Here is a 12,349-nt window from a genome sequence, read left to right as displayed (position 1 = left end):
AACGTTTACTGATTAAAATAATCGTCCGGCGGCAGGACGGGTTTATCCTCGGTTTCCACCGGGCCGGCTTCGGGCACTTTGGGGAGGAAACCGACGAGGTGGTCCTGAATCCAGAATTTTTCCTTGCTGGTGTCCAGGGCGCCGATGTCCAGCATGAGGCGCAGGCGGGCCTGCTGATAGCTGACGAGGGAGAGGGTCAACTGGTTTTGGGCGGCGATGAGGGCGTCCTGGGCTTCCAGGACGTCACGGACGGCGACGTTGCCGGCCTGCAAATTCATGGTGGTGCTTTCGACGCGGACCTTGGCCAGCTCGACGGCTTTTTTCTGAATGAGGTAGGTCTGGCGCTGTTGCTCGATGGTGCGGAGGCCGTTTTCGATGTTGTTGCGGAGGTTGTCAAAGGTCAGGGTGAGGGAGCGGATTTGGGCTTCAAAGGCGATGAGGGCTTCGCGGTAGGCAAAGCGCTGGTTTTTGCGGTCGAGGGGCAAATCGAGTTCGAGGCCCACGCCGGCACTGGCCCGACGGGCGTCGAAACGGGTCCAGTCGGTGGGGCGTTCGCTTTCGAGCGAGGCATCGGCGATGAAGGTGAGGTTGGGTTTGAGTTTGTCGCGGGCCAGGCGGACGCGGCGCTGGACGTCCTGGAAGCGGTCAATGGCATTGAGGGTGGGCAAATGCCGCTGGGTGGCGAGGCGGTAGGCTTCTTCGGCATCCAGGGTGACAGGAATCAGGCCCACCTGGGCAATTTCTTCGAGGGCTTTGTCATCCAGATACAATTTGGTGCTCAGGGGGAGGCCGAGGCGGATTTTGAAGCTGTCGAGGAGGGTTTGGTAGCGGGCGACGGCGTTGATGTAGCTGTTTTTGGCGGAGAGTTCGGACTGGCGGGCCTGGTCCACCTCGGTGCGGGTTTGGCGGTCCACGGCGCGGGCCTCCAGGCGCTGGGTCTGGGCAACGCGGCTGAGGTAGTTGGCGTAGTTGTTGCGGACGGCGTCTTTCTGGGCGAGGATGTTGAAGTAATCATTGAGGACGTTGAGCGCGAACTGCTCCTGAAACTGGCTGAAATTGCGCACGGCATACACGAGGTTGCGCTCGGCCTGGGTGAGGCTTTCGATGGCATCGTTATTGTTGCCGAAGGCCTGAAACAAGGGCTGGACAAGGTTGACGGAAACGCTGGAAACAGCGGTGCGGCGCGGGTCGCCGGTGTAATAACGAAACAAATCGTTGGCCAGGGTCAAACCAAGCCGCCCGCCGCTGGCGAGCAGTTGGGTGAGGTTGGCGCCGGAGGAGGCGGAGAGGGTGCCGTCGCGGGAGCCGTCGGGGCGGCGGCGCAAGGCCCACTCGCCCGTGGCAAAGAGGCGGGGCTGATATTTGTAGCGTTCGCGGGCGAGGGCCAGCGCGGAGCTGTAGAGGCTTTCCTTCTGGTCCTGGTACTCGCGGCTGTTTTTGACGGCCAGATCGAGGGCCTCCTGGACGGACAACACCAGACGGTTGGTCTCGAGGCGGCTCTCGATGAGTTCGGGCGGCTGGACCGACTCCGGCTTGCGCGACGACCAGGGCGTATCAATGCTGAAGTCATTGGTTTTCTTCAGCACGCGCTGCTGCGTCTGTTGGATGGAGCGGTACACTTCTCTGTCCGCGGCCTGGCGGTGGTATTTGGCCGTGCATCCCCCCCAAAAAAGGAGGGCGGCCAGGGCAAAACACCCTGCCTGCGCTGCCCGGCCGTTGCGGGCCGGGATTCCGTTATGAACCCTGCTATCCTGCATCCCGTTCGTTCTTAAGACGCGCTAATGGCGCCTCAGGTTACAAACCTGAGACGATTTTACACCAGATTTTGTTGAAACAAATTGCGTGAAAAAAGACGACAGGCGCAAGCGCGGCGGTGCTGGGCGCGTCCGCATGGCTGGCGCGTTTTTTATGGTGGTGGCGCTGCCGCGGACCGTGCCGGGACTGGCGGCGTGTGTTACGGTTGCTCGGTGAGGCGGAAAAAGCGGGAGGCTGATGGCGTGGTGTTGGTCTGAGTGAAAACGGCCCCTGAGCCGAGGGGCACGAAGGCGTTGGTGATGACGGTCCAATCGGCGGCCGGCCCGGCGGCGCGGGTGGTGGTCCAGAGCTGGATGCGGTTCAGGCGGTCGGCGTCGAGTGGCGAGGCATCGCGGTTGGCGATTTCCAGGCGCATGACGCCGCCGCCCAGAAAGCGGGGCGGGCTGATTTTCAGTGGTGGCAGAACGAGGGCGAGACTGCGGGAGGGACCGGCGGCGAGGAGGGCCACGCCGGCGAGGGCAGCGGGAGGCGTGCGCTGGCCGTAGGTGTTGGCGCCCCAGCCCACGACGGTGTTGTTGGCGAGGAGAGCCAGGCTGTGGGTGTCGCCGGCGGCGATGGCGATGACGTTGGAGAGGCCGAGGGGCGGATTGGCCTGGTCGTAATTGAACAGCGGCCGCGCAGCACCCCAGCCCACGACGGTTCCATCGCGGCGCAAAGCCAGACTATGATAGCTGCCGGCGGCGACGGCGATGACGTTGGAGAGGCCGGGGGGCACGGCGACCTGGCCGTCGTCGTTGTTGCCCCAGGCCACTACGGTGCCATTGCTGCGGACGGCGAGGCTGTGGTCGGCGCCGGCGGCAATGGCGACGAGGTTGGTGGCGGAGGGGAAAACGGAGGCTTTGCCGTAGGCGTTGTCGCCCCAGGCCACGAGCGAGCCATTGGCGCGCAGGGCGAGGGTGTGATGAGCGCCGGCGGCGATGGTTTTGATGTCGGTCACGCCACCGGGGGCGTTGGTCTGGCCGAGGTGGTTGCGTCCCCAGGCGACGAGGGTGCCGTTGCTGCGCAAGGCGACGCTGTGCTGCAAGCCGGCAGCGATGGCCTTGACGTCGTTCAGGCCGGGGGGCGGGGCCGCCTGACCGTAGGTGTTGTCGCCCCAGCCCACGACGGTGCCGTCGCGCCGCAAGACCAGGCCGTGCTGGCCGCCCAGGGCAATGGCGGTGAGGTTGGACAAGCCGCCGGGCGGGCGCAGACTGACCCAGACGGGGTTCACAAAGACTTCTTCCTGTCCCCAGGCCACCAGGCTGGGGGACTCGCCGCCGGCGAGGACGGTAAGCTGGACGATGTCGCTGGGGGTGTTGCCACCGTCATTGGAAACAATGACCTGGTAGAAGCCGGCATCATTGGTGGTGACGGCGGTAAGTGAGAGCACGGGGCCGTTGGCGGCGGGGAGGTTGGCGTTGTTCCTGCGCCATTGGTAGGCGGTGGCGCCCAGGGCGGTGACGCGGAAGGTGACGGCGCTGCCGGCCAGGACGGTTTGGCTGTGGGGCTGCTCGGTGATGATGGGCGGGAGCAGGACGGTGAGGGTGGCGGGGGAGCTGGTGACGGCGCCGGCGATGTTGGTGATGACCACGTGGTAGGCGCCGGCGTCAAAGGATTGGGCGTTGGGCAGGAGGAGGACGGAGAGATTGGCGTTGGGCAGCGGGGTGTGGTCCTTGTACCATTGGTAAGTGAGGGGCGCGGTGCCGCTGGCGGAGACGGTGAATTGCACGAGAGCGCCCTGGGGTACGGTTTGGGATTGGGGCGGCGTTACGATGACAGGAGGCGCCAGTACGGTGAGGGTGGCGGCGGTGCTGGTGAGCGAGCTGACGGGATTGGAGACAATGACGCGGTAAGCGCCGGCCTGGTTGGTTTGGAGGTTGGGGAGGGCAAGGATGAAGTTGGTGGCGCCGGGCAGGTTGGTGCCCTGACGCTGCCATTGGTAGGCGATGGGTTCGCTGCCGGTGACGCCCACCTGGAATTGCACGGTTTGCCCCACGAGCGCGGTGGCGCTTTGGGGCTGCGAGGTAAAGGAGAGGGGTTCCCAAAAGAGGGCGAGGGCGTGTTGATTGCCGGCGGCGATGGCGACCACGTTGCTGAGGCCGGCGGGGGGTGTAACACTGCCGGTTAAATCGCCCCAGGCGAAAATGGCGCCGTCATTGCGGCGGGCGAGGGTGTAATTGCCAGAGGCGCTGATGCCGAGGATGTTATATGCGCCGGAGGGGATGTTGCCCTGGCCGAAGAAGTTGCTGCCCCAGACCACCACCTGGCCATTGCTGAGCAAGGCGGCGGCATGTTGAAAACCGGCGGCCACCGCCACCACATCAAGGGTGCCGCTGAAGCCAAGGCTGGCGGGGACGGCGGGCGCGCCGTAGCCCCAGGCGACGACGTAACCGCGCTGGCCGGCGGGGCGCACGACGGCGAGGGCGTAACTGGGAGCGGCGGCAATGGAAATAACATTGGCGAGGGCCGGGGTGGCGGCGGGCGGCGAGCCCCAAGCAGCCACGGCGCCGCCGCCATAGATGGCGAGGTTGTAAAATTCGCTGGCGGCGATGGCGGTGGCATCGGTGAAGGCCGGGGTGTTGGTCTGGCCGGATTCATTGGCGCCCCAACTGATGACGGTGCCGTTGGCGCGGAGGGCGACGCTGTGATTGGCGCCCGCGGCGACGGCCACGACGTTGTTCAGGCCGGGTGGGGGCGTGGCCTTACCGAAGCTGTTGTCGCCCCAGCCCAGGACGGTGCCGTTGGCGCGGACGACGAGGGCATGGTTGGGGCCGGCGGCGATGGCGCTGGCGTCTTTCAAGCCTGCGGGAAAATTGACGACGGCAATGGCGTTGCTGCCCCATTGGGCCAGGGTGGCGGTGAGCGGGGCAGCGGAAAGAGGGGCTGCGGCCAGCAGGCCGGCCAGCAAGGCATGGCAAAAATATCTTTTCATCGGACCACAGCGCGGCGGGGGCGCGTTCCGCGGGGGCAATAATATAAGCGTGTCAGCCATGGATGACCAACTCGATGTTTTCGGGCAAATCCTTGGCCACCTGGGTGATGACGCTGCCTTTGAGGAGTTTTTCGAGGCCTTTGCGATGGGAGGCGCCCAAAAAGAGGAAATCCACGCCGAGGGTGGCGGACAAATCGAGGATGGTGGCGGCGGGATTTTCGCTGACGAGGTAGAGGGGGATGACATTGACGCCGTTGCGTTTGCCCTCTTCGAGCATGCGGTACATGATGGTGGCGGCCATTTTGTCATCCTGCCAGCGCGGGTGTTCCGGGTGCTCGACGGGGGCGGGGAGGTTGACGGCGAGTTCCTTGACGTAGAGGACGTAGAGGGTAGCGGAGCGGAGGCGGGCCTCTTCGATGGCGAAGCGGAGGACGGGGGTGATGCCGCGGGCGGCGACGAGGATGGCCTGGCCGGGGTTGATGCGGAGCTGGAATTCGCCACCTTCGGCGGGGGCGACGGCGGCGGCGACTTCTTCGCTGACGGTGATGGTACGGAGGCCGGCGCGGCGCTGGGCCCAAGCGCGGAGGGCCAGGCCGGCAATGAGGATGCAAACGATGAAGAACAGGGCGTTTTGCTTGGTTTTGGCCAGGGTGAGTTCCACGGCAAAGAGGACCAGAAAGGTGATGGCCATGGCGCCCCATTCGTACCACCGCAACTGGAGTTTGCGGTTCATGAGGCAGGAGCCAAGGTTGACGGTGATGGCGCCGACGACACCAATGGCGTAAAGCTCCATGAGTGATTTCTGGTCCGGGGACATGGCCACCACCACAAAAGGGAGCAGGGTGGCGATAATCATGGGGAGCCAGGGAACGCCAAACTTGTTCAACTTGACGAAGGAGCGGGGCATTTCGCCGTCGCGTCCGAGGAGGTAGGTGAGGCCGATGAGGGCGCCGATGGCGGTGTTGACGGCGCTGATGAGGAGGACGCCGACGATGATGCCGGTGACGATGCCGAAGTAGTGGCCGAAGGCGGGGCCGAGAGTGAGGGTGCCGTATTGTTCAGCCAGCAGGCTGATCATGTCCTCCCAGCGTTTGTTCAACATTTCGGTCATGGCCGGCGTTTTGGGGAGGGAAAGCATGGCCCAGCCGAGGAGGATGGTGCCGCCGACGACTTCGAGGGCGACAACGAGGATGGATTTGCGGGCGGTTTTTTCGACGCGGGGGGCGTCCATGGTGGTGCCGGGGTCGAGTTTCATGACGCCGGTCATGTTGGCGATGGCCTCGACGCCGCTGAGGGCCAGGATGGTGCCGACAAAAGCGGTCCATTGAAAGCTGAAGCCCCGGGTGGAAGGCTCGATGTAATCGAGGGTCAGGTGGGGGAGGCTCAGGAGGACGATGAGGACGACGACGGCCACCATGGGGAGGGCGAGGGTGATGGCAAAACTGCCGCTGTGTTTGGGGCCGAAGTAGTTGATGACGCCCATGGCAAGGATGAGGGCCATGGTGGCGAGGGGGACGTAATGTTCGGGCACGCGAAAATAGACCATGGCCACCCAGCCGCTGAGGGCGGCGGTGACGCAGAAGTTGGCGACCAACATGAAGGCGCCGATGGCGGCCACGAGGCGGCTCTGGCTGCGGGCGGCGGAATAGACGCCGCCGCCGTCGGGGAAGTGCTTGCAGATGACGGTGTAGTTGTAGCCGACCAGTGCGGTAAGGAGACAGACGGCAATGATGATGGGCAGGGCGGAATAGGACGCGGCCACAAAGGCGGCGCCGATGACGTAGGCCTTGCTGGTGCCCCAGTCGCCGTAGAGCAAGGCCGCCGCGCGCGTCCAATCCACATTGCGCGGACGGTGCATGCCAGTGCCGTCCATAATCCTTAGGCCGCTTGAGCGCGGCAGGTGATACCCTTGGGTTTCATTACCCGTGCCCAATGTCGCCAAGAGCGGCCCGTTCGTCAAAACCAAAGCGCAGGCCCCCGGGAGCGGGAGGGTGGGGTGGGTTGGGCCGGGGTTGCACTCCTCATTTGCTTTTTTGAGGCGGCTGACGCAGGCTGAGCGGCGCTGAGTGCTGCATGAAAGCGCGCCGAACATCACCCACACCGGAGTCTGCCACACCAGAGCCTTCGCCCGAGGGCTTGCCGGTGGTGGAGCCGGCGGCCCGGGTGGCTCCGTGGGTGCAGCTCAAATACATTACCTTTCATCCCTGCATCTATCCGGCAATGATTAAGGCGGCTTCGCCGGATGCCCGGCCCGGCTGTCTGGTGCATGTCTATGACAAGCAGGGCCGGCCGTTCGGGGCGGGATGGTATCATCCGAAGGCACGGGTGCCATTGCGGATGATTTATCACGGGCCGGAAACGATTAGTGAGAGCTTTGCGGACACGTTGCTGGAGCGGGCGCTGGATTTGCGGCTGCGGCGGCTGAATCTGCCGGCGCAGACGGAGGCGTTTCGGGTGGTGCACAGCGACGGGGACGGGCTGGGGGGGCTGGTGGTGGACCGATTTGCGGACGTGTTGAGCGTGGAGGTGCACAGCCTGGCGGCGCAGCAACGGCTGGAGCGCTGGCTGGCGCGGCTGCATCAGGCGCTGGGGACGCGGCGGGTGGTGCTGGAAGTGGACGCACAGGCAGCCAAAGTGGAGGGCATTCCCCTGCCCTCCGCCATGGATACGGTGCGCAGCGTGCGGGTGCGAGAGCACGGGATTCAATATGAAATTCATTTTGCCACCGGCCATAAGACGGGGTTCTTCTGTGACCAGCGGGACAACCGGCTGCGGTTGCGTGCATGGGCGGCGGGGGCGCGGGTGTTGGATTTGTGCTGTTACACGGGGGGGTTTGCGTTGAACGCCGCGGCGCATGGAGCGGCGGAGGTGACGGGGGTGGATTTGGACGAGGCGGCGATCGCGCAGGCGCGGCGCAATGCGAATTTGAATCAACTGCGGGTGCAGTGGGTGCATTGCGACGCGTTTGCGTATGCGCGGCAGATGCAGCAAAACCGGCAATTTTGGGATGTGGTGATTCTGGATCCGCCGAAACTGATCGCCAGCCGGGAGGAGGCCGCGCAGGGACGGCACAAGTATGAGGATTTGAACAGCCTGGCGGCCACGCTGGTCAAGCCGGGCGGGCTGCTGGTGACGTGCTCGTGCTCCGGACTACTGGCGGCGGAGGATTTTGAGTTTCTAGTGTGCCGCGGGATTCACCGGCAAAACCGGCGGCTGCAAATCCTGGAGCGGACCGGGGCGGGGCCGGACCATCCGGTGATGTCCAGCGCGCCGGAGGGACGGTATTTGAAAGTGCTCTGGGGCCGCGTGTGGCCGGCGTGAAAGAGAGGGAGCGCAGGTGTTTGGTCGAAGTTTTTCCCTCACCTTGGCCCTATCCCGGTGGGAGAGGGAAAAGGGGGGTGAGCGGGTGAAGGGGGGAGGTCAATGGCGAATGAACACGGAGGGACATGGCTTTTGAATAGTGGATCAAAGATTGAAAACGCTCCTCACTCTGACCCCTTTGGCCTGCGGGACGCAGGCCACACTCGCAGGCGGGGACGCCTGCGCTACATGGAGGGACGCCTGCGCTACGGACCCATCACCCTGACCCTCTCCCGAGGGGAGAGGGAAAAGGGGGCGGATCATACAGAGATGAAATCGGAAAGAACGAAGGGGGAGAACTCTTCCCCACCTTGGCCCTTTGGCCTGCGGGACGCAGGCCTTACTCGCAGGCGAGGACGCCTGCGCTACATGGGGCCTCTCTTTGAGGGAGAGGGGACGTTGCCAGTGAAGAGTATTAGGGGGGTGGCGGGGTGAGGGGAGGCTCTGGAGTCGGGGAGGGCAAAGGAGCGGGTGGCGGTTTGGGGGACCGAGGTTTGAGGCCGAGGATTTGGTCAAGCTGGTCCATCAAGATTTTGGCGGTTTCCTCTTCGTCGTAGGGTTCGGGGGGCGGGTCTTCGGGCGGTTTCTGGGCTTCCAGGCGTTGGCGGGAAAGTTCGATTTTCTGGCGTTCGAGCTCGAGGCGCTGGCGGGCGAGGTCAGCCTGGCGCCATTGGTGGAAGGCGTGTTGGGCGGCGGCGCGGTCTTGAGGGGAGGCGTGGGGGTTGGCGAGGGTCTGGAGGGATTGGGCGAGGATGAGGCGTTCGAGGGCGTTGGCGAGGGTGTGGGGGTCGAGGTTGGGGTCGGCGAGGAGCTGCTGGGCGAGGTCGGCGGCGGAGGCGGAAAGGGCGGCGAGGGACGCGAGGGCGTCGGTGGCCGCGGGTTGCGGGTGGTCATTTTCGGGCTGGCGTGGTTTAGCCATACGCGGGCGAGCATGGCGAGGCAGGCGGGAACAAGGAGTGCTCCGGGAGCGGAAAAGTGATGGAGGTTGAGACGCAGTGGACAAATTGGACGGAGCGGACGGACCATTGCAGGGGTCACACCAATCCGCCGAAAAGGCTCACCCAAAAACATGGAGCAGGAGAGAAATGAACCTTTCTAGGGGAAAAGTGGGGCGTTCATGGCTCCGAGAGGAGCGGTCTTGATGCTGCAGAAACCCGAGGTCGAGCAACACCTGCAACTACCGGCGGATTTGGTCTTTGATGTGGCGGTTGTTGTAAAATTAATGCAATGGTTAGATTCCTAATATTTGAGCAACAAACTGTTTTCGAGCATAAAACGCCCGCGTTGTACTACCGTGACCTGCTCCTTTTGTTCTTGGCTGTATATAAACTCCCATCTTTCCTGTGAGTTCATCAAAGCCGAGCTGTCGTATAGTATTTCTAACAAGTTCATAATCAGCCTTTACCTGATTATAAAGCTTTTCATTATTCAGATCGAAGGTAGCAACACAGTGAAGAATGCTTTTTGTTTCCTGTTGCGATTCGAATATTCGCGCACAGACCACGAGTTTCTGTAACTTCTGAAGCAAATGACTACACTCAAAGCAAGCATTCACTACATTGTATGGATCTATCATTGTTATAGCCATAGTCTCCTTGAGAATAAGCCTGTCATTGCGGGCTTTTTTTAATGGAACCACTTTAAGCTCCCATGAGCCAAAATTTGGAGATTGGGAAGAATTAATGGGAATACCTAAATATCTTTCTAAAACATGGCCTGCCCAGCCTTTGTTTTTCTTATTACCTCGCCATACAGTTACCTCATAGCAATCAGCTAGAGGACGGAGATCCTTTCCTACTAATTCTCGCAATTTTTCAACCGCCTGTTTTCGATCCATAGGGGATATAAATTAAATTCCAAATAAATCCTTTGTGGCGGCACTTACCCGCGTAATTCTGTCAATGCAAATACTCAAATGGTGTGGTTCTAACTCGATACCCACACATTTTCTTTCGTTTTTCATCGCCGCCACGGCGGTGGTGCCGCTGCCGAGGAAGGGGTCCAGGACAAGGTCGCCGGGCTGGGTGGAGGCGAGGAGGCACCGTTCGACGAGGGCGAGGGGTTTCTGGGTGGGGTGTTTGCCAAAGGTTTTTTCGTCGCGGCCGGGGGCCGGCATGGTCCAGACGGTTTTCATCTGTTTGCCGCCGTTGAGCTGGCGCATGAGGGCATAGTTGAAGGTATGTTTGCTGCATTCGTTTTTGGCGGCCCAGAGGACGGTTTCGGTGGAGTGGGTAAAGTAACGGCAGGAGAGGTTGGGCGGAGGGTTGGGTTTTTCCCAGGTGATGTCATTGAGGAGTTTGAAGCCAAGCTGTTGCATGGCGAAGCCGATGGAGAAGATGACGTGGAGGGTGCCGGTGACCCAGAGGGTGCCGTTGGGTTTGAGGACGCGCTGGCAGCGGCGGAGCCATTCGAGGTTGAATTCGTGGTTAAGTTCGGGGCCGCGGGATTTGTCCCAATCGCCTTTGTCCACCTTGACCATGCGTCCAGCGTGGCAGGTGATGCCGCCGTTGGAGAGGAAGTAAGGGGGATCGGCGAAGATGCAATCGAAGCGGCCCTCGGGGTATTTGGCGGCAATGGCGTCGAGCAATTCGAGGCAGTTACCGTGGTAAATCCAGAGGCCGCGGGTGTCGTCGCGCAGGACCAGGCGCGGCGGGGAGGGGATGGCCGATGAGGAGGAGTGTGGAGCCGGCGGCTGAGGTGGGGAGGGGAGTTGGGGTTCGACGGTGTAGATGGTGCCGTCCTCTTGAAGAATCCAAGGAGTCGTGGCGCACGGTTGGCCTAGGTCGGCGGAGGGCGCGGGGTCGGCCGGGGGCATCTGCCTGGGGCGTTCTTTCGTCCGTGCTCTTGTTTTTGTCACGGACGAGATCAATTGATCATGATCGGAGGTGGGAGCAAGGAAAATTATGGGAGGGTGGAGAGGGAGGCGGGTCTGCGGGGCGACGGTGAGGCGGCGGGCCGGGCATGGCCGGCGGGTGGCGGGTTGCTGTGGGGTGACCGAGCGTGGCAGCCGGTTTAAGAGCGCATCAAATCAATCGAGGAATTCCATGGCGACGGGGGCGCGGGCGGTTTTGCCATTGGCGGCGGTGAGGCGGATGCCGCCGCGGACGCGCTCGATGTTTTTGACGCGGTCGAAGCCTTTGGGGATGGGAGCGACGCCCATGATGTAGGGGATGATGAGGGGCATTTCCGGGGTGAGGTTTTCGACGGTGGGATGGCCGGCGCGGCTGAGGGGGTTGGGGGAGGCGGATTGGGCGAGGCCGAGGTGGAAATAGGAGGTGACGTCTTCAAGGCCCATGACGTGGCGGTGGCGGCCATTCCAGGGGGGGTAGTGGCGTCCGCCGTTGCTGAGCCAGAAGATGGTTTGGCGGAGAACGCGGGGGTCTTTGAGGGCAAACCAGACGTAGCCTTGTTGGGGAAAGGTGACGGCCGTCCAGGCGAAGGGAAGTTTGGGGTCGCTGACCATGAGGACAAGGTCTTCAAAGCCAGGGCGGGCCGGGTAGGCGGTCAGGTCGGCGAGGGTGCCGTCGAGGCGCGGGACGCGGGCGAGGGAGTCGAAGCGGGCGGCGGGTTTGAGGGATTGGTAGCCGCCCTGGGCGGGGTCTTCAAAGGGTTGGGGAAAGACCTGACCCCAAACGAAGCGGCTGGTGGAAATCAAGCCGGCGCCTTCGGTGTCGGGAAAGCGGAGCATGGCGTGATGGCCGAAGTTCATGGGGCCGGAGAAGCCGGAGAGGACATGGCGGCAGTAAATGGCGGTGTGGTCTTCGCGAAGGAAAAGGACTTTGTCCACGAGGCCGGGACGGGTTTGGGTGCGCAACTGGAGGTGGAGGCAATGGGTGCCGGCGTCGTTGACGAGGGCGAGGCATTTCCAGCGGGCGTTGGCGGTTTCCCCGTGGACGGGGTGCTGTTCGCCGCGCCAGGGGGTGGAGTTGGCGCCGAAGGGGAGGCAGAAGAAATCGCCGCGCAGGACGCGGAGGATGGGGGGCAGATTGGCCCAGCCTTTTTCCTGGGCCCACGGGGCGACGTGGTAGGGTTGCACTTTGCGTCCGCCGAGGTCAAAGGTGACCGGCCCGAGGTGCCCGCCGGTTTGGGTGACGAAGAGTTCGACATGGCTGGAAGCCATGCGCCAGGAGGGCTGGCCGAGGACGGTGCGCAGGGTGGTTTTCATGGGGTGCAGTGTAAGGCGGTGGGGAAAACTTGGCAAACTTAATGCCGGGGGTGGGGGCGGGCTGCGGGGCAGTTGGGGTGGGGCGCGACAAATCGCTG

General features: G+C 63.0%; 8 protein-coding genes. 1 reads left to right on the top strand and 7 read right to left on the bottom strand.

The window, feature by feature from the left end; all coding sequences use genetic code 11:
* Positions 1-5 precede the first annotated feature (5 nt).
* The 3 genes from NXS98_RS16630 to NXS98_RS16620 all read right to left on the bottom strand — a co-directional run bounded on the left by NXS98_RS16630 (position 6) and on the right by NXS98_RS16620 (position 6,599).
* A complete protein-coding gene (locus tag NXS98_RS16630; protein WP_283846181.1) occupies positions 6-1,619 on the bottom strand; it encodes a TolC family protein in 1,614 nt (537 codons plus the stop codon).
* A gap of 335 nt (positions 1,620-1,954) precedes the next feature.
* Positions 1,955-4,726 (bottom strand): immunoglobulin domain-containing protein, encoded by a 2,772-nt coding sequence (locus NXS98_RS16625; RefSeq protein WP_283846180.1) that lies wholly within the window; start codon positions 4,724-4,726, stop codon positions 1,955-1,957.
* 52 nt (positions 4,727-4,778) lie between these two features.
* Positions 4,779-6,599, bottom strand: coding sequence for a universal stress protein (locus tag NXS98_RS16620; RefSeq protein WP_283846179.1), 1,821 nt, complete (start codon positions 6,597-6,599; stop codon positions 4,779-4,781).
* Between the two features lie 200 nt (positions 6,600-6,799).
* On the opposite strand from NXS98_RS16620, the gene NXS98_RS16615 reads away from it, so the two are divergent.
* The gene (locus NXS98_RS16615) at positions 6,800-8,047 is read left to right on the top strand and encodes a class I SAM-dependent rRNA methyltransferase (protein WP_283846178.1); all 1,248 of its coding nucleotides are present in this window, start codon (positions 6,800-6,802) and stop codon (positions 8,045-8,047) included.
* Positions 8,048-8,501: 454 nt separating this feature from the next.
* Here NXS98_RS16615 and NXS98_RS16610 read toward each other — a convergent pair whose 3' ends face one another.
* The 4 genes from NXS98_RS16610 to NXS98_RS16595 form a co-directional block, all read right to left on the bottom strand.
* The gene (locus tag NXS98_RS16610; RefSeq protein WP_283846177.1) at positions 8,502-9,005 is read right to left on the bottom strand and encodes a hypothetical protein; all 504 of its coding nucleotides are present in this window, start codon (positions 9,003-9,005) and stop codon (positions 8,502-8,504) included.
* A 312-nt stretch (positions 9,006-9,317) separates the two neighbouring features.
* Entirely contained in the window at positions 9,318-9,923 is a 606-nt protein-coding gene (locus tag NXS98_RS16605; RefSeq protein WP_283846176.1) for an MvaI/BcnI family restriction endonuclease, read from the bottom strand.
* Positions 9,924-9,935: 12 nt separating this feature from the next.
* Positions 9,936-10,901, bottom strand: a complete 966-nt coding sequence (locus tag NXS98_RS16600; RefSeq protein WP_283846175.1) for a DNA-methyltransferase — start codon at positions 10,899-10,901, stop codon at positions 9,936-9,938.
* A 213-nt stretch (positions 10,902-11,114) separates the two neighbouring features.
* Complete coding sequence (locus NXS98_RS16595; RefSeq protein WP_283846174.1) at positions 11,115-12,251, bottom strand: hypothetical protein; 1,137 nt, start codon at positions 12,249-12,251, stop codon at positions 11,115-11,117.
* Positions 12,252-12,349 lie beyond the last annotated feature (98 nt).

This window comes from Fontisphaera persica (genome assembly GCF_024832785.1).
GTDB classification, from domain to species: Bacteria; Verrucomicrobiota; Verrucomicrobiia; order Limisphaerales; family Fontisphaeraceae; genus Fontisphaera; species Fontisphaera persica.
The sequence above is the reverse complement of the archived record's forward strand: the minus strand, read 5'-3'. Positions and strand labels throughout refer to the sequence as shown.